The organism is Ruegeria sp. C8 (assembly GCF_056537565.1).
In genome coordinates this window covers 114,958-138,386 of record NZ_JBQFRV010000012.1, presented here as the reverse complement: position 1 = coordinate 138,386, position 23,429 = coordinate 114,958, and the positions used below count along the sequence as shown (strand labels likewise).

Here is a 23,429-nt window from a genome sequence, read left to right as displayed (position 1 = left end):
CTACCCCAGCGCGCGCGAAATCTGGTCGATTTGGGCGGTGGCCAAGCGGCCTCCGTATGCGGATTGCAGGGTTTCGGCGGTAAAGGCCTGCGCCACCGAGCCCTCGGCGATCTTGCGTGTGTTGATCAGGAAGACATGATCAAAGTAGTCCGAGACCGTGGCCAGATCGTGATGCACGACTACCACGGTCTTGCCCGCCTCTTTCAGCGATTTCAGCACCGCGATGATGGCTTTTTCGGTGGCCGCATCGACACCAGCGAAGGGCTCGTCCAAGAGATACAGATCGGCGTCCTGCGCCAAGGCACGTGCCAGAAACACGCGCTGTTGCTGGCCACCTGAAAGCTGACCGATCTGACGATCCGCAAAGTCGCGCATGCCAACGCGGTTCAGGCAATCCATCGCTGCCGCTTTGTGCCGCGCGCGGACACGGCCCAACAGGCCCAGTTGACGCGACAGGCCCATGAGAACCACGTCAATAACGCGGGTCGGGAAATCCCAATCAACACTGGCGCGCTGCGGGACATAGGCGATCCGGGCACGCTGTGCCTCGAGCGGTTGACCGAACACTGTCACCTGCCCGGACAAGGGCGTGACGATCCCAAGCGCCGCTTTCAGGAGTGTCGACTTCCCTGCCCCGTTGGGGCCAATAATCGCGGTCATCGCTCCCGGCTGAACCGTCATATCCACCGAGAATACAGCGGGCTTCTGACCGTATGAGACTGTCAGACCCCGCACTGCCAGCGGGCTGGCCTCAATCCCTTGGTCTTCGACGGAAACACCCTGAACAGCTGCAAGCTCTAGCATCACTCAAAACCCCGCAGACAGTTTGCCGTTCAGACCCTGATCTGGAACTTCAGCCCCCAAGGCCCCTGCTATCACGGTGATATTGTGATCCAGCATGCCGACATAGGTGCCCTCATATGTGCCTGGCTCGCCCATGGCATCGGAGTACAGCTCACCCCCGACCGAGACTTTGTGGCCCTTGGCCGCAGCCCCTTCAATAAGCGCACGCATCGAGCGATCCGAGACCGAGCTTTCTACGAACACGGCGGTCAACTGGCGGTCGACCAGAGTGTCGACCAGCTCTCCGATCCGGTTCAGACCGGCCTCGGACTGGGTCGAGATGCCCTGCACGCCCATTACTTCATAGCCATAGGCCGCACCGAAATAGCCAAAGGCGTCATGGGCGGTTAGCAACACACGGCTGCCTTCGGGCACTGCGGTCAGGGCCTGTTCTGCATAGGCTGTCAGAGCGTCCAGCTCAGCCAGATGCACCTGTGCGTTTGCGGCAAAAATCTCGGCAGCCTCGGGGCGGGCCTCCGTTAGTGTCTCTTGGACTTTGGCGACCACATCGGCCCACAGGACCGGGCTCATCCAGATATGCGGGTCATATTTGTCGGCATAGTCGTCGTGCGCGCGCAGCTTCGATTTTTCGACGCTTTCGGCCACGGCTACCACGGTCTGCTTGCGGCTGAGGTCTCCAAAGAAATCCTCCATCTGCGCTTCAAGGTAGAGACCGTGCCACAGCACCAGATCCGCGCGGGTCATGGCGACGATATCGCTGCGGGTCTGGCGATAGGCATGCGGATCAACACCGGGACCCATGAGGCCCTTAACCTCGACCTGATCGCCGCCAACCTGTCGCACGGCGTCGGCAATCATGCCGGTCGTTGCCACGACCTTCAGCGGAGCCTGTGCCCATGCGGCAAGCGGCATGGCGGCGGCGATAGCGAGAGCAGTAAGGAAACTGCGACGAATCATAGTTGATCTCCGGAATTCGGACCCTGTTGCGATTAAATATGAGAACGACTCGCAACTAAGTCAATGCTATTGCGAATTAGTCGCAACAAAATCCCATTTTATTTGTCCAAATGGTCAAAAAAATACCGCAAGGCCGCTCTGCTGCCTTCCATTTACTGCCAAGCCGTGCGATTTTGGCGCAAACCTCCCAAAGGATGTGAGAATGGAACCGCAGCGCTCAGACAGCCCCGTGCGCACCGCGCATCTGCCGCAAGTCACCGAACCCAGAAACCCCGGAATGGATCTTGATCTGGATTGGGTCCGCGCCGTGCAGGCCAATACCTCGGCGATCGAGCGCCGGGCCACGACCCTGCCCGGTCGGCGGTCGGTGAAGAAGGAACATCAGGCTGCGTGGCTGCTGAAGGCGGTCACCATGATCGACCTCACCACACTGTCAGGTGACGACACGGTGGGACGCGTGCGCCGTTTGTGCGCTAAAGCGCGGCAACCGGTTGCGCCAGCAACTTTGCAAGCGCTGGATATGCCCGCAATCACCACAGGGGCCGTCTGCGTCTATCACGACATGATCGAGACTGCCGTTGCCGCTTTGAAAGGCACTGGGATACCCGTGGCTGCCGTCTCCACCGGGTTTCCGGCGGGCTTGTCGCCGTTCCATCTGCGCGTGGCCGAGATAGAAGAAAGCGTGAAAGCCGGAGCGGAAGAGATCGACATTGTCATCTCACGCCGTCACGTGCTGTCGGGCGATTGGCAGGCTTTGTATGACGAGATGAAGGCGTTCCGCGTGGCCTGCGGCGATGCGCATGTCAAAGCCATTCTGGCGACCGGAGAGCTGGGCAGCCTGCGCAACGTCGCGCGCGCCTCGCTGGTCTGCATGATGGCGGGGGCGGATTTCATCAAAACCTCAACCGGGAAGGAAAGCGTCAACGCTACTCTGCCCGTATCGCTGGTGATGATCCGCGCGATTCGCGACTACTATGACCGCACCGGATATCGTGTCGGGTACAAGCCTGCGGGCGGCATTTCCAAGGCCAAGGATGCCTTGGTCTACCTGTCGCTAATCAAGGATGAGCTGGGCGACCGCTGGCTGGAGCCGGACCTGTTCCGCTTTGGCGCCTCATCACTGCTGGGCGATATCGAACGGCAGTTGGAACATTATGTGACGGGCGCGTATTCCGCCGATTATCGCCACTCCATGGGCTGAGGAAAAGCACAATGACAGTCAAAGAAATCTTCGAGACCATGGACTATGGCCCCGCCCCTGAAAGCGCAGCAGAAGCTTTGGCCTGGCTGGTCGATCAGGGCGACAAGTTCGGTCACTATATCGACGGGAGTTTCACCAAACCGGGCAAAGGGTTCGAAAGCCGCAACCCAGCGACCGGAGAGGTTTTGGCCAAGCTGACCCAGGCCAAGCAAGCTGATGTGGACGCGGCCGTCGCGGCTGCCCGCAAGGCGCAACCCAAGTGGGAGAAACTGGGCGGCGCAGGCCGGGCGCGGTATCTCTATGCCATTGCGCGGCTGTTGCAAAAACATTCGCGCCTGTTCGCCGTGCTGGAGAGCATGGATAACGGCAAGCCGATCCGTGAATCGCGTGACATCGACATCCCTCTGGCGCAACGCCACTTCTACTATCACGCCGGTATGGCGCAATTGATGGAGAGCGAGTTGCCCGATGCAGAGGCCTTGGGCGTATGCGGGCAGATCATCCCGTGGAACTTCCCTTTGCTGATGCTGGCCTGGAAGATTGCGCCCGCGCTTGCGATGGGGAATACGGTGGTGTTGAAACCGGCCGAATATACCTCGCTGACCGCGCTGCTGTTCGCTGATATCTGCTCACAGGCCGGGCTACCCAAAGGCGTCGTCAATATCGTGACCGGAGACGGCGCGGTGGGTGAGATGATCGTAAACGCGGACGTGGACAAGATCGCGTTTACCGGCTCGACCGTTGTGGGGCGGCGTATCCGCGAGGCGACTGCGGGTTCGGGCAAGGAACTGACCTTGGAGCTGGGAGGCAAGTCCGCCTATATCGTCTTCGACGACGCTGACATCGACAGTGCGATCGAGGGGCTGGTAGATGCGATCTGGTTCAATCAGGGGCAGGTTTGCTGTGCAGGGTCCCGTCTGCTGGTGCAGGAGGGCATTGCCGACCGCTTCCACGACAAGCTGCGCACCCGGATGGACGGCTTGCGCATCGGTGATCCGCTGGACAAATGCATCGACGTCGGCGCGGTTGTGGACCCGGTTCAGCTGCAGACGATCAAATCCATGGTCGACAGCAACACCGCAGGCCATGTCCATCAGGCCGCCTGTGAGCTGCCGGAAAACGGCTGCTACTACCCTCCGACGCTGATCTCGGGGCTCGAGACCTCGGACCCTCTGATGCAGGAGGAGATTTTTGGCCCGGTTCTGGTCTCCTCGACCTTCCGCACCCCAGCTGAGGCCGTAGAACTGGCCAACAACACCCGCTACGGCCTGGCCGCTACGGTCTGGACCGAGAATGTGAACCTCGCGCTGGATATCGCGCCCAAGCTGGTTGCGGGCGTGGTCTGGGTCAACGCCACCAACCTGTTCGACGCCGCAGCCGGGTTCGGCGGAGTGCGCGAAAGTGGTTTTGGCCGTGAAGGCGGTTGGGAGGGGCTGACGGCCTACACCAAGCCCAAAGGCAAGGCCAAGCCGCTGGCAAAAGTCGTGGCGACCATGGGCGAAGGTGCTCCGGTAGATCCCATCGACCGCACCGCCAAGATGTATGTGGGTGGCAAGCAGGCGCGGCCCGACGGGGGGTACTCCAAGCCTGTTTGGGGTAAGTCCGGTCTTTTGGGTCATGTAGGTCTTGCCAACCGCAAGGACGTCCGCAACGCGGTTGAGGCCGCCGCTGGCGCGAAAGGCTGGTCCAAGACCACCGGCCATCTGCGGGCACAGATATTGTACTATATCGGCGAGAACCTCTCGGCCCGCGCGGGTGAGTTCGCCGCCCGTATCGACGCCATGACCGGCAAGAAAGACGGCGTGAAAGAGGTCGAAGCCTCGATCCAGCGCCTGTTCACCGCAGCTGCCTGGGCCGACAAATATGACGGTCAGGTGCATGGCGTTCCGATCCGGGGCGTGGCAATCGCCATGAAAGAACCCGTTGGCGTGATCGGCGCGCTCTGCGCGGATGAGGCCCCTCTGCTTGGGCTGGTCTCGGCCATGGCGCCTGCGATCGCCATGGGCAACCAGGTCGTACTGGCCGCATCCGAGCCGTATCCGCTGGCGGCGACGGATTTCTATCAGATTCTCGAAACATCGGACGTGCCCGCAGGTGTGGTCAATATCCTGACCGGCAGCCATGCGGAACTGGCGAAGCCGCTGGCCTCGCACCTGAACGTGGATGCGGTCTGGTCTTTCTCATCGACGGATCTGTCGAAAGAGATTGAGGTTGTCTCAGCCGGGAACCTGAAACGGACCTGGGTCAATAACGCGACGGCATTTGATTGGAGCATGGACCATTCCCGCCGCTTCCTTCAGGCTGCGACCGAAGTGAAAAACATCTGGGTGCCCTACGGCGAGTAGGGCTCCCGCATCACGGGAGGCCCACATGGACTTTGCAAACAAAACCGTCATCGTCATTGGCGGCACCAGCGGTATTAACCGGGGCATTGCCGAGGCCTTTGCGGCCTCGGGCGCGAGGTTGGCGGTTGCCAGCCGCTCACAAGAAAAAGTGGATGATACCGTCGCTGCGCTGAAAGCGGCAGGCGCGGCAGAGGCCATCGGTGCGGCGTTTGACGTGCGCGATCCGGACGCCGTGGCGGCGGGGTTGAAACAGTTCCATGATGCGTTTGGTGATTTCGACGTGCTGGTGTCAGGTGCGGCGGGGAATTTCCCGGCGCTGATGTCCGAGATGTCCGTCAATGCATTCAAGACAGTTGTCGACATCGACCTGATGGGCACCGTTCATGTTCTGAAAGGGGCCTACCCTTACCTCAAACGGCCTGGTGGCAGCATCATCAACATCTCGGCCCCGCAATCCTATCTGCCTTATGAAGGGCAGGCTCATGTCTGCGCGGCCAAGGCGGGTGTTGATCAGATCACCCGAACACTGTCCATGGAATGGGGCGTCGAAGGCATCCGTGTGAACTCGGTTGTGCCTGGTTTCATCGAGGGCACCGAAGGGGCCAAACGCCTTGCGCCAACACCCGATGCGGGCGAAGCGCTGCGTAAGGACGTTCCATTGGGCCGTTGGGGACAACCGAAGGACGTGGCCAATGCCTGCCTGTTCCTCAGCTCTGATATGGCCAGCTATATCAGCGGCACAGTCATGGCCGTTGATGGAGCCTTGTATCAGCGCGGCTCGGGTAAGTTTGGCCAGATGATGGGTCAGATGCTGCGGGCGGCGAAAGAGGGCTAAAGCTTGAAGGCTGAATGTTCAGCCGCGGGGCTTTGTTTCGGCTACAGCTAGCTCAAGAGCTTCTGAAATAGATCCCTGCGGCGACCAGCAGCGAGGTCAGGACGCCGGCCACCACGTAAAGTGCAAAGGCGCTGAGCAGGGATTGGCCTAGAATCAAAGCTGCCGCAAAGGTCAGCAACCCTGCAACTGTGCCCAATCCCATAATCGCAACTACCATAGCGTCACTATCCATCCCAAGCTGTGACAAGAGATGAGGACCAAGGGAATCTCATCTCATACTCCGATTATCACAGAATTCTCGACATTTCTGGCTAAAGTATGGCCAAGACGCGTTAACGGTAAGTTAAGGCGGAGAGTTGCCGATCCGGTAAGCGGCGCATCGCTCGTTATCAATAGGTATCCTGCCCTCAGCGTGGGGGGACGGTGTCAGCCGTCCACCCCTTCCGGTTTTCCGACAATGGTGAAGTGCAGGCCCTCTGGGTCCAGCAGTTCAGACGCGACGCGATTGATCTCATCCAGCGTCACCGCATTCACCTTGTCGTTGCGAGTCGCGATATAGTCGATTGGCAGACCCTGCATCTGCATCCCGACCATGATCCCGGCAATACGGCCGTTGCCATCAAACCGAAGCGGATAGGCGCCGGTCAGATAGGTCTTGGCGTCGTCCAACTCCTTCTGGGTCACACCCTCGGACGCCGCCCGGGCCCATTCGTCGCGGATCACCTCGACGGCTTCAGCGATGCGATCGTTGGAGGAAGAAACTGAACCCAAATAGACCGAGGCCAGGTCCTTGGGCGCCAGATAGGAATAGACGCCGTAGGTCAGGCCGCGCTTTTCGCGCACCTCTTGCATCAGGCGGCTTTCGAAACCGCCGCCGCCAAGGATGTGGTTCAGGACAAAAGCCGCGAAGAAATCAGGATCATCACGGTCGATCCCTTTCTGCGAGAACAGCGCCACGGATTGCGGCGTGTCGAATTCGACCACGCTTACGCCACCCTCGATCTGAACCTCGGCTTTTTCCGGGATCGGTTTGCCAGTCTCGGGCAGGTCCAGCAGCAGGGTATCCAGCAGCACGCCCAGTTCCTCGGCTGTGATGTCGCCGACAGCGCCAACGTAGAGGCGATCCTTAGCAAATACGCTCTCATAAGCGGTGACTACATCGTCGCGCGTCAAGGCTGCCACGGTTTCAAGTGTGCCTTTGCCCTCGGACCCGTAGGGATGATCGCCATAGGCCATAGCGGCAAAGCTGCGACCGGCTATATCGTTCGGATCGGTCTGGTCCGAGCGCAGGCCGGACAGGATCTGCGCCTTCACACGTTCCACCGCGTCTTCATCAAAGCGCGGCTCAAGCAAGGTTGTTCGCAGCAGATCAATCACCTCGTCCCGGTTTTCGGTCAGGAAGCGGGCGGAGATCGAAACCGAGTCGTCCCCGGCATTATAGGTGAATGAGGCGGCCAGCGACTCCAACTCGCGCGCATAGGTGCGGGCGTCCATATCACCCGCGCCCTCTTCGATCAGGCCACTCATCAGGTAAACCGCGCCGCGCTTGTCCGGGTCATCCAGCGAGGTACCACCGCGAAAGCGCAGCTCGAGCGCTGCGAAGGGGATCGAGTGATCCTCGACCAACCATGCGGTGATTCCACCGGGAGAGGTGACCTCCTCAATCTCAATCTCGGCCCATGCGGGCAGCGCGATGACAAAGGCGATCAGGGTTGCAAAGATGCGTTTCATTGGGTCACCTCATCATCCTTCATCAGCCAGCCGGTGACCGAGCTTTCCAGTTGCAGAACCTCGCGGGCGGCGGCGATGATTTCATCCCCGGTCACGGCCTGCAGGACGTCGGGCCAGGCCTGTACATCCTCAACCGTCAATCCGCTGGTCAGGGCTCGACCATAGCGGTTGCCGATGCCGTCTACATTGTCGCGGGCGTAGGTCTGCGAGGCGCGCAGTTGCATCTTGATCCGGTCAAGATCTTCTTCGTTCACGCCCTCGACGATGAACTCCGCCACGACCCGATCCATGGCATCCTCGGCCTCTTGCAGCGAGACGCCTACGGCCGGAACAACCAAAAGGTCAAAGGTGGTATCATCCAACGAGACGCCTCGGTAGAACGCGCCTGCATAGGTAACGACCTGATCTTCGAATTGCAGTTTCTCGTTCAGATATGAGGTCGTGCCGCCCCCAAGAAGCTCGGCCAACAGAAATAGGGCTGCCGCTTTCTCCTGTGCGCCCGGATCGCGTTCCGGGGCCAGATAGCTGCGCTGCACATAGGGCTGCGACACACGCGGGTCTTTGTAGGTCAGGCGACGTTCCGCGGTTTGCGGAGGCTCCTGCGAGCGGACGCGTTCCGGCAGATCCAGATTGGCCGGGATCACACCGTAATACTGATCCGCAAGACTACGCACCTCGTCCGGGTCGACATCTCCGGTCACGACAAGGATGGCGTTATTGGGGGCGTAGTGCGTCTGGTAGAAGGAGAGCGCGTCCTCCATGTCCAGCGTCTCCATCTCATGCCGCCAGCCGATGATCGGGACGCCATAGCGGTGGTTGAGGTATTGCGCCGCGTTCATCTGCTCGCCAAACAGCGCGCGCGGGTTGTTGTCAGTGCGCTGGTTCCGTTCTTCCAGAATCACGTCGCGTTCGGTGGCAATATCGTCTTCGGACAAGCGAATATTCCGCATCCGGTCCGACTCCATCTGCATCATCAGCTCCAGTCGGTCGGCCGCGACGCGCTGGAAATAGGCCGTGTAGTCATAGGAGGTAAAAGCGTTGTCATTGCCCCCATTGGCCGCAACCGTGGCCGAGAACTCGCCCGGTGCCAGAGTATCGGTGCCCTTGAACAGCAGATGTTCGAGGAAATGCGCCACGCCGGACGACCCGATCGGCTCATCTGCCGATCCGGCGCGATACCAGACCATGTGCTGCACGACCGGCGCGCGGTGATCCTCGACCACGACGACATCCATGCCGTTGTCCAAAGTGAAGGTCGTGACCGCCTCTTTCCCGTCCTCGGCAAGGACCGGGGTGGCTGCAATCAGGGCGGCAGATAGTGCCAAAGCCCGAACCATGGGGCATCCTCCGTTTCGTTTCTAGACTTCAAACTACGGTGGAGCCCGGCGGGATCAAGGGAGATGACAGAAAGTTAAAGAATTATTCATTCGGAGGTGAAGACGGAGTCTCTACACCAATACGACGGGCTGCATCGGTCTCGACAAAGGGATCGATCGACTGACGTTCGTAAACCTGCTGGTAGCGATCGACCGGGAACAGGCGCAGACCGGTCCAACGGCCACGGCGCTTGCGGAAGGCTTCATCATCAGCCTCGACCACGGCGCGCGCGTTTGCCGGAACGCCATAACGGCTTGAGGCAGTTACAAGCGCGGCATCTGACGATGGGATCGCCGCATTCGGGTTCAGCGCCGACGCGTTGCCCCCAAGGGCCACTACGGCGTCTGCGTTCGGGTTCGGATCCGTCAGGTTGCCACCGCCCGGTGTGGGGGCTGGCAGAAACGCATAGTCTTTCGGCTGGGTCAGAGGTTTGACCGGCAGCACGGAGAACTCATCCGGCCCTTCCCCCGGAGGGTCAAGATCGCGCAGGCCGGGGTTGTTGCAACCTGCAACGGCTGCACCAAGGATCATGGCAAGTAGGGCGCGCGACAACCGCATCAGAGTCTCCAACCTGTTTCAGGTGCTTTTAACGCATCTCTTCGGGCGCGTCACGAGGCCTTTTTATTGTCGAACAACACAAGTCCGATGGCGCCGGCAAAGATGAACACATCGGCCAGATTGAACACGAAGGGATTGTTGATGCCACAACAGGACATGTTCAGGAAATCCAGAACATAGCCATACAGCACCCGGTCAACCACATTGCCCAGCGCTCCGCCAATCAGCAGCCCACCGCTCAGCAGCATCACTTTGGTTGGGGCCGACCGCCACAGCCAGATCGCTACAGCGATGCAGACGGCAACCGAGATACCAATCAGAACCCAACGCGCGGCGTCGGAATTCCCCTGAAACAGGCCAAAGTTGATCCCGCGATTCTCGCCATATTTGAAAACAAGCAGCGGCGGCAGCACCTCGATATTGCCCTCGGCCACGCGCATCACGTGAACGACCAGATATTTGCTGATCTGGTCGATCAGAAAGGCCGTGAGTGCAGCCCAGAGCAGAAGACGGCTGCGCATCAGTGGCGGAAGTGGCGCATGCCGGTGAAGACCATGGCCAGACCGGCCTCATCCGCCGCCGCGATCACTTCGTCATCGCGCATCGAGCCGCCGGGCTGGATCACACAAGTGGCACCGGCCTCGGCGGCTTCCATCAGACCGTCAGGGAAGGGAAAGAACGCATCCGAGGCTACGGCTGAGCCGATGGTCAGCGGCTGCGGCAGTCCAAGCACATCAGCCATGCGTTCGGCTTTCTTGGCCGCAATCAGCGCCGAGTCGACGCGGCTCATCTGGCCTGCGCCAACCCCGACGGTCGCCCCGTCCTTAACGTAGACGATAGCGTTGGATTTGACGTGTTTGGCGACTTTCCACGCAAACAGAAGGTCTCGCATCTGTTCGTCGGTCGGAGCTTTCTTGGTGACCACTCTCAGGTCATCCATGCCGACAAAGCCGTTATCCTTGTCTTGGACCAGAAGGCCACCGGCCACCTGACGCACGGTTTTGCCACCGGCGGTTACGTCCGGCAGACCCTCGGTCGTCAACAGGCGCAGGTTCTTCTTGGCGGCAAAGATCTCCTTGGCCTCATCCGAGGCACCGGGGGCAATGACGACCTCGGTGAAGATGCCGGTGATTTCCTGCGCTGTCTCCGCGTCCAGAGGCTGGTTGAGCGCAACAATCCCGCCAAAGGCCGAGGTCCGGTCGCAATCGAAAGCCGATTTATACGCGTCCAGCAGACTCGCGCCTGTCGCGACACCGCAAGGGTTGGCGTGTTTGATAATCGCGCAGGCGGCAGTGTCGGCAGGGTTGAACTCGGCAACCAGCTCAAAGGCTGCGTCAGTGTCGTTGATGTTGTTGTAGCTCAGTTCCTTGCCCTGATGCTGCAGGGCGGTCGCCACGCCGGGGCGGTTGGTGCCATCGGTATAAAACGCCGCCTGCTGGTGGCTGTTCTCGCCATAGCGCAGGGTCTGTTTCAGCTCACCGGCAAAGGCACGGCGCTTGGGGGCCTCCAACTGCAGGGCATCAGCCATCCAGTTCGAAACAGCTGTGTCATAGGCCGCTGTGCGGGCATAAGCCTTTTGCGCCAGCCATTGGCGGAAGCCATAGGACGTCTTGCCATAGTTCTCTTCCAACTGGTCAAGCAGCGATGAATAGTCTTCGACATCCACAACCACATTCACAAAAGCATGGTTCTTGGACGCCGCGCGGATCATCGCCGGACCGCCGATATCAATATTCTCTATGCAGGTGTCATAGTCGGCCCCTTTGGCCACGGTCGCCTCGAAAGGGTAGAGGTTCACGACCAGCAGGTCGATCGCACCAATTCCATGTTCATCCATGGCCGCGACGTGACTGTCATTGTCGCGCAGCGCCAGAAGGCCGCCATGCACCATCGGGTGCAGCGTTTTCACACGGCCATCCATCATCTCGGGGAAGCCGGTGATCTCGCTGACGTCCCGAACCTCAAGCCCCGCATCACGCAGTGCCTTGGCGGTTCCACCAGTGGACAGCAATTCGATCCCGCGCTCGGCCAGCGCCTTTCCCAGCTCGATCAGCCCGGTCTTGTCGGAAACGGAAAGCAACGCGCGGCGCACGGGGTGAAGGTCGGTCATGGGTCCAAAGGTCCTTTTGGCGTCAGTCGAATTCGGGTTCGTCCCGGTGCATGTCGCGCACGGCATAGGCTGTATCCTGCGCCTTGCTCAACGTCCACTGGATGCGCGTCGCATACTCCATTGCGCGGCCAGATAGAACGATCTGTTTTGTCGCGCGCGGCTTTAAACGCCCTTTTTCAAGGTAAACGCTTGGCTCGACGGATAATTTTCCCACGCCATCATGGCGGAAAACCCAGATCTCGCCACTTTTGAGTGCCATCGACACTGCGGAGCCGCCCAAATCCACGGCCGCATCCACATCCGGGTGCAGGTGGAACCGGATGTCGAACCCGACACCTGCAAGGCCCGAGGCATCCATCGCCTTGTCAAACTGCCGCTTGGATTTTTCGCTTGTGGTCAGCAGGATATCCTCGCCCGTCAGCTCACGCCCGTCAAAGCGCAGCTCGAACGTGCGGGCGTGGGTCAGGCCGAAAACCTTGGTATAGCCATCGTTGCCAACCATAAAGCGGATGCCCTCGAACGCGTCCTCGAAATCCACGGGAACGTCTTGCGGCGCATCCACCAGCGCCTGCCGCTCGCTACCCGTCACAGGTTTGGCGAGACGCGCGCTGGAATATCCATCCAGACAGAGCGTGGAATGAGACGGCGTGGCCCGTCCCGCCCGACGCCAATCCAGCCCAAAACTGGCCCCTGAGCCGCAATTCACGATCAGCGGACGCCGGCCCGAGGTCAGCTCGAACGCCGTGGTTGAGGCATGCGCGTTCAACGAGGCCGCGCCAACGGGCGGAGGGCTGGCATCCACAATCACCGTCGTGCGGGCGGCAGAGAGCCGGGCAAAACCCATGGGCAATTCCGTTGCCGCCTTGTGCTTGACCCCGCTTTGAGCCAGCGCTTGTTCCAAACGGCCTTCGATCCCACGCCCGCCGCCATGGAACCGGGCCAGAGCGCCATCCGCATGGCGCAAACTGCGCAATGTAGGCGCGATCCGCTTGATCGCTGCGGCCTGCGCCACCGGCGTGCCGCGCCCAAGATCGCTGAGAGCGGCGGACGTCCAGCCGAGCAGCGTAAACACCTCAAGCAGCTCTTCAGGGTTGCGCGTTGGGATGCCGCCCTGTTTGTCGACCTGCCGTTCGCATTCGCGCGCCAGCGCACGCAGGGCTGGATCGGCCATCCCCTCCAGCCCCTGCAAGGCCAATCCAGCCTGGACCAGACCGGCCAGTGCCTCAAATCTCGGCAATCCCGGCGTTGCGGCATGCGCGCGTTTAGACAGAAACCATGTTTGTTGCGCGAGAGACCGGAAAAACAATTTGCTCTGCGCCTCGTCTGCGCCGCGCAGCAAGAAAGACGCGTGATTGATCCAGCGCATGACACGCCGTCCGGTCAGATCGGGAACCCACCCGGGCCCTTGCCCGCGCCCATGCGCCTCGATCCAGCCCCAGACCCAGCGCTGCGCCTTGTCTCGCGCCCGCATATCGCCGACTGCCGCCAGATCATCCAGCCAGGCAAAGCCGTGTCTCTCGTCGTCAAAGCCCAGACTGGGGGCTGTGACCTCCCACAGACCCGTATCCTGTGCCTCGACGAGATATCCGGAGAACAGCAGATTACCCGCCACCAGCTGACGGCCGCGGGCAAAAGACCCGACGGTGCGCGGTTCAGGCTGCGTGACAAACCCCGTGACCGCCTTTTGCCGCTGGCTCAGGCGCGCATAGAGACGGTTCTGGAACCGCATCCACCGGCTGGTCATGGTGTCCGTATCTGACATGACGCTCGTTACTCTGCCTCTTGCGCTCTGCTGGCGCTTGAGACCCAACGATAGACCGTGCCGATCGTCAAGTCATCGAAAAGCATGCGCTCAGGCGGATTTGTTCAGACAGGCGATGTAGAATCCATCCATCCCGCCGCGATCCGGCCAATAATCTGGCCGCAGACGCAGACCGCCTTCCTCGGTGATCCACTCCGGTTCGACCCCGTCGCGCTTCAACGCGTCGCGATCCACGGACATGTCCGGGTACATGGCCAGCGCCTCTTCGACCTGCACCTCGCCCTCGTCAGGCAGCAAAGAGCAGGTGCAATAGACCAACCGCCCGCCTGGCTTGAGCAGGCTCCAGGCATGGGCCAGCATCTGTGTCTGCAACTCGATCAAACCGCCAAACTCCGAGCCGTCCTTGGCAAAGGGCAGATCGGGGTGACGGCGGATCGTACCGGTTGCCGAACAGGGCGCATCCAGCAAGATCGCATCATACTGACCCTGATGTTCCAGCGCGTCGCCCGCGATGACAGTCGCCTTCAACCCGGTGCGCGTGAGGTTTTCGCGCACCCGCTCTAACCGCTGCTCCGAGATATCCAGTGCTGTCACGTCGGCCCCAGCAGCGGCCAGTTGCAGCGTCTTGCCCCCGGGCGCGGCGCAAAGGTCGAGGATTTTCTCACCGGCCTGAGGGGCCAGCACGCGCACCGGCATCGCCGCCGCCGCATCCTGCACCCACCAATCGCCTGCGTTGTAGCCCGGCAACGCCGAAACCTGTCCCGCATCCTGCACGCGCATTGACCCGGTCGGCAGCACCTGACCCGGCGCGTCCGAGCCCGGCTTGACCGTCAGATCCAGTGGGGCAGCTACGAAATGCGCTTGCTCCATACCCGCAACGGCCTCTGCCCCCCACGCCATGACCAGCGGATCACGAAGCCAGTCCGGCAGACGCGGCACGCGCATCTTGGGCCAAGCGTCTGGCCCTTCGGCGGCCACCTTGCGCAGCACTGCATTGACCAATCCCTTGAGGCGACCATGCTTGCGCGAGCGGCCAACAATCTCGACCATGGAATTCACCACACCATGCGCGGCCTCGCCGTGGCACAGCTCAACCGCGCCCAGACGCAACGCGTTGTGGACAGTCAGCGCCGGGGTGCGATTGAGGTGATTGTCGAGTAGCCGGTCCGCACGCTCGAGCCCGCGCAGGGTTTCCAGCGTCAGGCGTTGCGCCCGCGCCCGGTCTTCCGGGGCCAGACGGTCCAGCGCGCCTGCGGCCAGACATTCGGACAAAAGCCGCCCTTCGCCCAAAATCTGATCCAGCAGATAGATCGCGCTGCGTCGCGCCGCTGTTGCATTGTCGGACATGGAACCGCCTTTTGATGTGCTTGTCGTCCGCATTGCCTTTGGCGGACGGGGGCGTATATCAAGACCGTGACCGGAAAGGAACCCGATGTCATGAGTGACGACACCAAAGATCTACCGCCCGCAGCCCAGCGCGCACTGGCCGAGGCCGCCGAGCGCCGTCGCAAGGCTGAAGCCGAGGCAAAAGACATGCCGAAAGAGCTGGGCGGACGTGACGGACCAGACCCGGCGCGTTATGGCGATTGGGAGAAAAAGGGCATCGCCATCGACTTCTGATGGGTTACCCCCGCAGCGCTTGCAGGAAATCATCCAACAACGCGCGCTGCTTTTTCGATTTGGCCCGCTCCTCGGGCCATGTCAGCCAATAGCCGTCCTTGGTCTTCAATTCCGGCAGGTCCAGCCTGCGCAAACGCCCCGACTGCAGGCTTTCCGAAGCAAGAGGCACCGAGCCCAGAACAACCCCCAACCCCTGCCGCGCCGCCTTCATCGCATGCCCGACGGAATCAAAACTGATCCGGCCCTGCGGCAAGTCCTTGATCCCCGCGCCCTGCACCCAGTCCTGCCAGCCGGGCCGCTCGCCCCGCAGATCAATCACCGGCGCGCCCCAGGACACATCCGGCGCAGCCATCGGGGCCAGCACCTCGGGCGCGATCAGTTTGGCCTTGCGCCCCGGCCAGACACCGCGACCGTAGCGGATTTGCAGCCATGTCCGCTCTTCCTCCAGCGACGTTCTGCGTGTCACCGAATCCGTCATCACTCGCACCTTGGGCCGCATGTTCAGAAAGGCAGGCAAGGCTGGCAGAACCAGTGCGTGGATATGTGAGGAAAGCCCCGCGACCCGTAGCTCTCGTGGGGATTTACCGAACAGGTCTTCGGTGTTGCGTTCCAGCGCCTGCAGGCTGTCTTGCACCAGCGGCAGATAGCTTTCGCCTTCGATGGTCAGCGACACGCCCCGCGCCTCACGCACAAAAAGTGTGCGCCCGAGCCAGGCCTCAAGGTTGCCAATCCGCTGGCTCACCGCGGCCTGAGTCAAACCGAACTCACGCGCAGCGGCCGAGAAACCGCCCAGTCGACCAGCCGCCTCGAACACCCGCAGCCAGTCAAGAGGCGGCAAACCGATCTTTTCCTTAGCCATTAGAAAAACCAACCCTCAGACGAAATAAGCATTAATTGTGATAATGGCACGGGGGGCGTATCCCCTTCAAGCAAAGCCCGCGCTGAACAGGAGAGACCCCATGCTGCGCACCGCCACCTATGATCCTTCGGTTGTGACTATTGAATTCACCGACGGAACCTCAGCCCGATTTCATGCCATTTGGTTGCGCGACAACGCGCTTGACCCGGACACCCGCGCGCCGGGCAACGGGCAGCGTCTGATCACCATTGGCGACATTCCCGAAAACACCTCAGTCAGCGCGGCCGAGGTGATCGACGGCGATCTGAGCGTCACCTTCCAGCCAGAGGGTAAAACCGTCACCTTCCCCGCCGAATGGCTGGCCGATCATGTTTACGATCGCGATCAAAGCGCCCCGTTCGGGCGCATCGCCCCCGGCATCACCACATGGGAAAGCGGCATCGCAGCCCCCAGCGGCGACTGGAATGCGGTTCACGCCGACCCCAGCGCCAAACGCAATTGGCTGGCGGCTGTGGCCGAATACGGTTTTGCCAAACTGACCAGTGGCCCGACCGAGCCCGAGTCGCTGCTGATGGTGGCCAACCTTTTCGGCTATGTGCGTGAGACCAATTACGGCCCCTATTTCGAGGTCCGGACTGAGGTGAACCCGACCAACCTCGCCTTTACCGGGCTGGGATTGCAGGCCCACACCGACAATCCCTACCGCGATCCGGTGCCGACGCTACAAATCCTATACTGCCTTGAAAACAGCGCCGAGGGCGGCGACTCGATCGTGCTTGACGGGTTCCGCGCCGCCGAAAGACTGCGCGACCAGAACCCCGAAGGCTTTGCCTTGCTGGCAGGCTACCCGGCGCGATTCGAATACAAAGGCTCAGACGGGGTTTGCCTGCGGTCACGCCGTCCGATGATCGAGCTGTCTCCGGATGGCGAAATTATCGGCATCCGGTTCAACAATCGCTCCTCCGCGCCCTTTGTGGATGTGCCCTTCGACAAGATGGAGGCCTACTACGCCGCCTACCGCCAATTGGGGGACATCATCGACGACCCTGCGATGGGCGTGTCGTTCAAGCTTGAACCGGGCGAGAGCTTCATCGTCGACAACACCCGCGTGCTGCACGCGCGACTTGGCTATTCGGGCGCAGGGTCGCGGTGGCTGCAGGGCTGCTACGCCGATAAGGACGGGTTGCTGTCCACTCTGGCCGCTATGGACATTGCACAGCCGGAGGCGGCGGAATGAAACCCGATTTTACGACTCTGAACCGCGACAATATCGTGGCTTTCATCGGAGATGTCTTCGACCGCCGTGGTGGCGAGGAATATCTGGGCGAACCCGTGACCATGGCCGAACACATGCTGCAAGGGGCCACCATCGCCGAACAGAACGGCATGCCCGAAGAGATCATCGTGGGGGCCCTGCTGCATGACATCGGCCACTTCACCTCGGAATTCGGGACATATCACCCGGATGATACCGAAGATCGCCATCACGAAGACGCAGGTGCTGAAGTACTCGAGCAGTTCTTCCCGTCCGTCATCACCGATTGCTGCCGCTATCATGTGGCGGCCAAACGGTATCTTTGCGCCACAAAGCCCGAGTATTTCAACCGGTTGTCCGCCGCCTCGGTCCACACGCTGGAACTGCAAGGCGGCCCGATGAGTTCCGAGGAAGTGACCGCGTTCGAGGCCAACCCGAACCTTAAAGAGATCATTCAGGTGCGATATCTCGATGAGGCCGGAAAGCGCGCGGATATGGAAACCCCTGACTTTGCACATTTCGCCCCGATGGTGCAGCGTATGGTCGACAAGCATATGGGTACGCCATGAACGCCCCGGAATATATCTTTGAAGCCAGCACCAAACCCTCGCTGCCGTGGCACGAGGTTCCTCTGATCCGCGCCACGGACGCTTCGGTCAAAGGCTATGGCTGTCTGGTCGATGACCCCGAAGGATTCGAGATCGAGATCACCCGCTGGCCGCAGCAAGGCTGGCGGCCCATCGACGAAGGCACCGGCGATGAAGGCGGCTGGGTCGAAGGCACGTTCCATGGTCAGTGGAAAGGCGATGTCCTCTATGGCCGGAATGAGGCGGTGGGCGGCCACTATTTGCTGGGCTGGTCAACTGATCCTCAGCAGGCACAGGTCGAGCGGCAGAGCGCACCGCGCGATCAAGTCCTTTTGTGGCACATGAACTATCACCCAGACGGTGGACAGATGTTCTGGCCGCTGGACAACAAGCCCTTCATCGTTCCCGTTGCCCTGCCGGGCGACAATCTGACACCGGGAAGGGTGGTGGCCTTTTGGTGCGATGGCTCACGCGGCCTCTATATCCATCCCGGAATCTGGCATGAGGGGATTTTCCCGGTCGAAGACAACCAGCGCTTTCTCGACCGGCAAGGCGCGGTTCACGCTCGCGTCAGCGCGGATATCGGCAAGGAATTCGGCGTCTATCTCGCCTGCCCGCTGCGCGCGGACAAGGTAAAGGATCTTTGACGATCACTCGAAGACAAGCTCGGTAATCGCCGTGTCCTGATAATGCGTGCCGGGGTAGACATCGGTGATCTCGAACACGACCCAGGATACGGCACCATAGTTGGCCAAAGCGCTGGTCTCTTGCCAGTCTGATGTGTCGTCGATCGTGAAAGATGTCGTCGAACCATTCGAAAAGCTCAACTTCAGCTCGCGCACACGACTGTTGCGGATGAAGGTCCGTTCAGATTTGGCATAGCCGTTCCGAATTGCCCAGCGGTTGATCTGCGTGGGTGAATCAAAAGCCAGAACGAATGCTTCACCGTACCCATGCCCCGGCGCGCCTTCCACCCAAGCGGTGCGGTGATCCTGGTCCGTCACATTTCGAGGGCCATAGTTGTTGCTGCCCTGTGCCTTCAAAACTGAACTGAAACACAAATCCGCCCACTGCCCGGCAACCGAAATACCGGTGCAGCTGTTCATAAGCCAACCCGGTGGCGGTGGCACTTCGGGCGCAGGCGGCTGAGCCGTTGGCGTCGCAGTGGATGGTGCCTGCCCATTGCGTCGCAGCCATCCGCGCTCAACCGCTGCAAGGCGCTGATGGCGGGGCGGATGGGTCGCTGAGCCTTGTGCGGGCAACGTCTCCCACAGGGACTGAGCCTGCGTCAGGTTGGCCCCAAGTGCGGCAAGAACGAACCCGGCATATTCATCTGCCTCCAACTCGGTGGGGGGGCGCGACCCTCCTTCGACAATCGTATGTCCCTGAAGATGATGACCGACCTCATGGGCGATCACACCATAAAGCTGCCAGTAGGCGTTCGGGTCCGCTTCGTATTGCGAAAGCCAGTCCGGGTTGAATGCCAAGTACCGTTGTTCTTTGAAGATTACGGCCGCTGCGTTATCAACCTCGGTAGTTTCAAGCACCTCGAAATTCGGCAACAGGCCAGACACGGCCAGGATACTGTCCACCACACCCCAAACCTGCTGCACCGAAAACGCACTGGACTCGCTGAAGCGGGGCTTTTGCAGCGTGATTTCCTTACAGCCCTCGACCGTGCACACCACCTGCTGATCCTCGGCCAAAACGCTACCAGCGGCCAGCGAAAGCAGAAACGCCCCTGCAACAGACTTGACCAAAGCACTCTTCCCCCTTGTCTTACGAGGCAAGCATGGATCGAGTCCCGGCGTCAGGTAAAGCCCATGTTCAAAAAATCTCATTGGTTGTGTTGGGTTAGAGCCCCAGCACATCCACCATGTCATACTGACCCGGTGCCTTGCCCTGCCCCCACAGCGCCGCCTTCAGCGCGCCGCGGGCAAAGATGGCGCGATCGGTGGCCAGATGGCGCAAAACGATCCGTTCGCCTGGCGCGGCGAACAGGACGTCATGTTCACCCACGATGTCTCCGCCGCGAATGGCATGGAAGCCGATGTCTCCGCGTTTACGGGCCCCGGTGATACCATCGCGGCCCCGGTCGGCCACATCCGACAGCTTAACGCGACGCCCTTCAGCGGCAGCTTCACCCAGCATCAGCGCCGTGCCCGAGGGCGCATCGACCTTGTGGTGGTGATGGCCTTCGATCACCTCGATGTCGAAATCCTCATCCAGCGCAGCGGCGACTTTTTTGGTCAGTTGCACCAGCAGATTGACGCCAAGGCTCATATTCCCAGCCCGCACAATCACGGCATGGCGCGATGCTGGTTCTAGCGCGGCGATCTGTTCATCGCTCATGCCTGTGGTGCCGATCACATGAACGCAGCGCGCCTGCGCTGCAAGTGCCGCAAACTCCAGCGTCGCTTCGGGCGCGGTGAAATCGATCACCGCCTGCGCCTGTGCAAACGCCTCAAGCGGGTCGTCAGTCACGGTTATACCCAGCGTCTGCCCGCCCATCGCCTCGCCGACATCCTGACCGATCCAGTCATGTCCTGCGCGCTCAACGACCCCAACCAGACGCGCCTGATCACTGTCAGTCACAGTCTTGATCAGCATCTGCCCCATACGGCCCGAAGCCCCTGTGATGACGATCCCCGGAATATGGGTCATTGCGCTGGTCCTTTTCGCTAAGTCGGCTCAAAGCCTCCTACCCGGTTCGCGCCCGCTTGGCAAAGGCTCGGTTAGGGCTTAGATCGTCGTTATGGCAAAGAACAAATTCCACGATGGCCCCGGCCCGTCCCAACGGCAACTGCGTGTCGGCGAACTGATCCGCCGCACCCTGTCCGAAGTTCTGGCGCGCGGAGATGTCCACGATCCCGACCTGAACCGTATGTCGATTACCGTAGGTGAGGTCCGCACCTCGCCCGATCTGAAGATCGCCACCGCCTATGTGCTACCGCTGGGCGGAAAAGGCCAAGAGGATGTGATCGACCTGCTCGCTCGCAACAAAGGCGAACTACGGCGCATGATCGGCAAAAAGCTGAACCTGAAATTCTCGCCCGATCTGCGGTTCCGTCTGGATGACACGTTCGACCGGCTGGACGACACCCGCCGTATGTTCGAACAGGACGCGGTGCGCCGCGATCTGGACGAGTGATCCGGGCATTCGTAACACTTGGCGCGGTTCTCTGGGCCGCGCAGGCCCATGCGGTCACCTGTGAAAAGCTGACCCATGAGGACAAGCGGTATACGGTCTGCGAGGTCGATGCCTCGGAAGACATACGCCTGTTTCTAAACGATAACGAAGGCGATTTGCTTGGGCATTTCTCATCTGTGAACGATACGCTCGCGCCCGAAGGCAAACGGTTGGCCTTTGCGATGAATGCGGGCATGTATCACGACGACCGCTCGCCCGTGGGCTACTATGTCGAAAACGGGCAAGAGAAGATGCGCGTGATCCCGAATGCCGGGCCCGGTAATTTCGGTTTGTTGCCCAACGGGGTGTTCTGCATCCGTGAGGGCCGCGCTGACGTGTTCGAAACACTCTCCTTCGTCGATCAGGCCCCGCAGTGCCGATTTGCAACCCAATCCGGCCCGATGCTGGTGATCGACGGCGAACTGCACCCTCGGTTCCTGCCCGATTCGACCTCGCGCTACATTCGCAACGGTGTGGGCACCAGTGCCGATGGCACGCGCACGGTCTTTGCCATCTCTGATGATTACGTGACCTTCCATGAATTCGGCCGGCTGTTCCGCGACGTGCTGGAGACACCGAATGCGCTGTTCCTCGATGGAAATATCTCTCGCATGTATGAGCGCGCCAGCAACCGGTCGGATATCGGGTTCTCGCTGGGGCCAATCGTGGGCGTCGTCGAAGACGCGCCCTGAGTTTGACAGCGGCAAAACGATCCGCTAACCCGCGCGCCTTAGCAAAAGGCAAGGTGCAAGATGGGACGCAAACGCAAGGGCCGCGACATTTCCGGTTGGCTGGTGGTGGACAAGCCTGCGGGCATGACCTCGACCGCGGTGGTCAACAAGGTGCGTTGGGCGATGGACGCCAAGAAAGCGGGCCATGCGGGTACTCTGGACCCCGAAGCAACCGGTGTTCTGGCCGTGGCTTTGGGTGAGGCGACCAAGACCGTTCCCTACATTACCGATGCGCTGAAAGCCTACACTTTCACCGTGCGTTTGGGTCAGGCGACCAACACGGACGATGCCGAGGGCGAAGTGATTGCGCAAAGCGATGCGCGCCCTTCGGATGACGATATCAAACAGGCACTCGCCCCATTTCTGGGGGATATCATGCAGGTCCCACCCAAGTTCTCGGCCGTGAAGATCGACGGGCAACGCGCCTATAAGCTAGCCCGCGACGGCGAAGAGGTGGAGCTGTCCGCCCGCCCCCTCTGGGTCGAGGAACTGATCCTCGTCGACCGCCCTGACGAAGACCATGTGGTGCTGGAGATGACCTGTGGCAAAGGCGGATACGTCCGCTCGATAGCGCGGGATCTGGGTGAGACGTTGGGCTGCCACGGCCACGTCAAGGAACTCCGCCGCATCTGGTCCGGCCCGTTTGAGGCCGAAGATGGACTGTCCATCGAACAGATCGACGAGATGGCCAAGACCGAGGCGCTGGACGACTACCTGCACCCGCTGGAAACCGGCCTTTCGGACCTGCCCGAGCTGAAATGCACCCCCGAAGGCGCCACCCGTCTGCGCAACGGAAATCCGGGCATGGTTCTGGCCTCGGACGTGGAATACGGCGATGAAGCCTGGGCCTCGCTGGACGGCAAGGCCGTGGCGGTGGGCATCTACAAATCCGGCGAGCTGCACCCAAGCCGGGTGTTCGTCGCCTGAGCCCTGTGTTAGGCGAAGGGCATGATCACCCGAACGCATACCAAGGGCGATGCGCCCTCGACCGCCGTCTACTCGGATTGCGAGAAGTACCGATACAGCCTGACCCGTGTTTGGGATCCGGCGGGACGCAAGGCGCTGTTTGTGATGCTGAACCCGTCAACCGCGACCGAGGTGCAGAACGACCCGACGGTCGAGCGCTGCGAACGCCGCTCACGGGCGCTGGGGTTCGGGGCGTTTCAGGTCACCAACATCTTTGCCTGGCGCGACACCGATCCGCGTAAAATGCGCGCCGCCGCTGATCCGGTCGGTCCGGCAAACGACGCGACCATTCTGGAGGGCGTCCAATGGGCCGATCAGGTCATTGCCGCCTGGGGCACCCACGGCGCGCATCTGGACCGCGGCCCGGCGGTTGAGGCGCTGCTGCGCGGCACCGGGCAACCTCTGTTTCATCTGGGCCTGTCCAAAGCCGGGCACCCCAAACATCCGCTTTACATCGCCTATACACAGCAGCCCGAACTCTGGTGACAAAGGGTTAACCACTCGGCCAGCTATGCTTTGACCGATGAACCGTTCGAATGGA

General features: G+C 61.0%; 24 protein-coding genes. 11 read left to right on the top strand and 13 right to left on the bottom strand.

The window, feature by feature from the left end:
* Together ACR0KL_RS16225 and ACR0KL_RS16220 are read right to left on the bottom strand one after the other, a co-directional pair.
* A complete protein-coding gene (locus tag ACR0KL_RS16225) occupies window positions 1-804 on the bottom strand; it encodes a metal ABC transporter ATP-binding protein (RefSeq protein ID WP_170528763.1) in 804 nt (267 codons plus the stop codon).
* 3 nt (window positions 805-807) lie between these two features.
* Window positions 808-1,761, bottom strand: a complete 954-nt coding sequence (locus ACR0KL_RS16220) for a metal ABC transporter solute-binding protein, Zn/Mn family (RefSeq protein ID WP_480777272.1) — start codon at window positions 1,759-1,761, stop codon at window positions 808-810.
* Window positions 1,762-1,963: 202 nt separating this feature from the next.
* On the opposite strand from ACR0KL_RS16220, the gene deoC reads away from it, so the two are divergent.
* From deoC to ACR0KL_RS16205, 3 genes are read left to right on the top strand one after another with little or no spacing between them, the layout of a single operon-like run.
* Window positions 1,964-2,962 (top strand): deoxyribose-phosphate aldolase, encoded by a 999-nt coding sequence (gene deoC, locus ACR0KL_RS16215; protein ID WP_170679368.1) that lies wholly within the window; start codon window positions 1,964-1,966, stop codon window positions 2,960-2,962.
* An 11-nt stretch (window positions 2,963-2,973) separates the two neighbouring features.
* A complete protein-coding gene (locus ACR0KL_RS16210) occupies window positions 2,974-5,307 on the top strand; it encodes an aldehyde dehydrogenase family protein (RefSeq protein ID WP_170679370.1) in 2,334 nt (777 codons plus the stop codon).
* 25 nt (window positions 5,308-5,332) lie between these two features.
* The gene (locus ACR0KL_RS16205; RefSeq protein WP_170679372.1) at window positions 5,333-6,142 is read left to right on the top strand and encodes an SDR family oxidoreductase; all 810 of its coding nucleotides are present in this window, start codon (window positions 5,333-5,335) and stop codon (window positions 6,140-6,142) included.
* A gap of 52 nt (window positions 6,143-6,194) precedes the next feature.
* On the opposite strand, the gene ACR0KL_RS16200 is transcribed toward ACR0KL_RS16205, so the two are convergent.
* The 8 genes from ACR0KL_RS16200 to ACR0KL_RS16165 all read right to left on the bottom strand — a co-directional run bounded on the left by ACR0KL_RS16200 (window position 6,195) and on the right by ACR0KL_RS16165 (window position 15,027).
* Complete coding sequence (locus ACR0KL_RS16200) at window positions 6,195-6,359, bottom strand: hypothetical protein (RefSeq protein ID WP_170379318.1); 165 nt, start codon at window positions 6,357-6,359, stop codon at window positions 6,195-6,197.
* A 209-nt stretch (window positions 6,360-6,568) separates the two neighbouring features.
* Window positions 6,569-7,873, bottom strand: a complete 1,305-nt coding sequence (locus ACR0KL_RS16195; RefSeq protein ID WP_170679374.1) for a M16 family metallopeptidase — start codon at window positions 7,871-7,873, stop codon at window positions 6,569-6,571.
* Window positions 7,870-9,210, bottom strand: coding sequence for a M16 family metallopeptidase (locus ACR0KL_RS16190; protein ID WP_480777271.1), 1,341 nt, complete (start codon window positions 9,208-9,210; stop codon window positions 7,870-7,872). Before ACR0KL_RS16190 ends, ACR0KL_RS16195 begins: the two co-directional genes overlap by 4 nt.
* Window positions 9,211-9,292: 82 nt before the next feature.
* On the bottom strand, window positions 9,293-9,808 hold the full coding sequence (locus tag ACR0KL_RS16185; RefSeq protein ID WP_170555488.1) for a DUF3035 domain-containing protein: 516 nt from the start codon (window positions 9,806-9,808) through the stop codon (window positions 9,293-9,295).
* Window positions 9,809-9,858: 50 nt separating this feature from the next.
* Window positions 9,859-10,329 carry a signal peptidase II gene (gene lspA, locus ACR0KL_RS16180; RefSeq protein ID WP_170679378.1) on the bottom strand — a complete coding sequence of 157 codons (471 nt, stop codon included), beginning with the start codon at window positions 10,327-10,329 and terminating at the stop codon, window positions 9,859-9,861.
* Window positions 10,329-11,918 (bottom strand): bifunctional phosphoribosylaminoimidazolecarboxamide formyltransferase/IMP cyclohydrolase, encoded by a 1,590-nt coding sequence (gene purH / locus ACR0KL_RS16175; protein ID WP_170679380.1) that lies wholly within the window; start codon window positions 11,916-11,918, stop codon window positions 10,329-10,331. Before purH ends, lspA begins: the two co-directional genes overlap by 1 nt.
* A gap of 22 nt (window positions 11,919-11,940) precedes the next feature.
* A complete protein-coding gene (locus ACR0KL_RS16170; RefSeq protein WP_170679382.1) occupies window positions 11,941-13,680 on the bottom strand; it encodes a heparinase II/III domain-containing protein in 1,740 nt (579 codons plus the stop codon).
* A 90-nt stretch (window positions 13,681-13,770) separates the two neighbouring features.
* Entirely contained in the window at window positions 13,771-15,027 is a 1,257-nt protein-coding gene (locus ACR0KL_RS16165) for an RsmB/NOP family class I SAM-dependent RNA methyltransferase (protein ID WP_480777270.1), read from the bottom strand.
* A 90-nt stretch (window positions 15,028-15,117) separates the two neighbouring features.
* On the opposite strand from ACR0KL_RS16165, the gene ACR0KL_RS16160 reads away from it, so the two are divergent.
* Window positions 15,118-15,300, top strand: a complete 183-nt coding sequence (locus ACR0KL_RS16160; protein WP_170643653.1) for a DUF1674 domain-containing protein — start codon at window positions 15,118-15,120, stop codon at window positions 15,298-15,300.
* 4 nt (window positions 15,301-15,304) lie between these two features.
* Here ACR0KL_RS16160 and ACR0KL_RS16155 read toward each other — a convergent pair whose 3' ends face one another.
* Window positions 15,305-16,159, bottom strand: coding sequence for a LysR family transcriptional regulator (locus ACR0KL_RS16155; RefSeq protein ID WP_480777269.1), 855 nt, complete (start codon window positions 16,157-16,159; stop codon window positions 15,305-15,307).
* Between the two features lie 100 nt (window positions 16,160-16,259).
* Here ACR0KL_RS16155 and tmpA point away from each other — a divergent pair, with 100 nt between their 5' ends.
* The 3 genes from tmpA to ACR0KL_RS16140 are packed head-to-tail and all read left to right on the top strand — an operon-like array spanning window position 16,260 to window position 18,648.
* Entirely contained in the window at window positions 16,260-17,396 is a 1,137-nt protein-coding gene (tmpA, locus tag ACR0KL_RS16150) for a 2-trimethylaminoethylphosphonate dioxygenase (RefSeq protein WP_480777268.1), read from the top strand.
* A complete protein-coding gene (gene tmpB, locus ACR0KL_RS16145; RefSeq protein WP_170555472.1) occupies window positions 17,393-17,983 on the top strand; it encodes a (R)-1-hydroxy-2-trimethylaminoethylphosphonate oxygenase in 591 nt (196 codons plus the stop codon). The genes tmpA and tmpB overlap by 4 nt, the downstream gene beginning before the upstream one ends.
* Window positions 17,980-18,648 carry an ureidoglycolate lyase gene (locus tag ACR0KL_RS16140; protein ID WP_480777267.1) on the top strand — a complete coding sequence of 223 codons (669 nt, stop codon included), beginning with the start codon at window positions 17,980-17,982 and terminating at the stop codon, window positions 18,646-18,648. Before tmpB ends, ACR0KL_RS16140 begins: the two co-directional genes overlap by 4 nt.
* Window positions 18,649-18,651: 3 nt before the next feature.
* Here ACR0KL_RS16140 and ACR0KL_RS16135 read toward each other — a convergent pair whose 3' ends face one another.
* Entirely contained in the window at window positions 18,652-19,761 is a 1,110-nt protein-coding gene (locus tag ACR0KL_RS16135; RefSeq protein WP_170679392.1) for an NADase-type glycan-binding domain-containing protein, read from the bottom strand.
* Window positions 19,762-19,855: 94 nt separating this feature from the next.
* Complete coding sequence (gene dapB, locus ACR0KL_RS16130) at window positions 19,856-20,665, bottom strand: 4-hydroxy-tetrahydrodipicolinate reductase (protein WP_170679394.1); 810 nt, start codon at window positions 20,663-20,665, stop codon at window positions 19,856-19,858.
* A gap of 91 nt (window positions 20,666-20,756) precedes the next feature.
* Between dapB and rbfA the strand changes: the two genes are divergently transcribed.
* Genes rbfA through ACR0KL_RS16110 form a run of 4 tightly spaced genes read left to right on the top strand, consistent with a single transcriptional unit; the run spans window position 20,757 to window position 23,374 of the window.
* Window positions 20,757-21,152: a 30S ribosome-binding factor RbfA gene (rbfA, locus tag ACR0KL_RS16125; RefSeq protein ID WP_170379347.1), complete on the top strand. Its 396-nt coding sequence runs from the start codon at window positions 20,757-20,759 to the stop codon at window positions 21,150-21,152.
* Window positions 21,149-21,883: a phosphodiester glycosidase family protein gene (locus ACR0KL_RS16120; protein WP_170679396.1), complete on the top strand. Its 735-nt coding sequence runs from the start codon at window positions 21,149-21,151 to the stop codon at window positions 21,881-21,883. The genes rbfA and ACR0KL_RS16120 overlap by 4 nt, the downstream gene beginning before the upstream one ends.
* Window positions 21,884-21,943: 60 nt before the next feature.
* Window positions 21,944-22,849 carry a tRNA pseudouridine(55) synthase TruB gene (truB, locus tag ACR0KL_RS16115; protein ID WP_170679398.1) on the top strand — a complete coding sequence of 302 codons (906 nt, stop codon included), beginning with the start codon at window positions 21,944-21,946 and terminating at the stop codon, window positions 22,847-22,849.
* A 21-nt stretch (window positions 22,850-22,870) separates the two neighbouring features.
* Entirely contained in the window at window positions 22,871-23,374 is a 504-nt protein-coding gene (locus tag ACR0KL_RS16110) for a DUF1643 domain-containing protein (protein ID WP_170679400.1), read from the top strand.
* Window positions 23,375-23,429 lie beyond the last annotated feature (55 nt).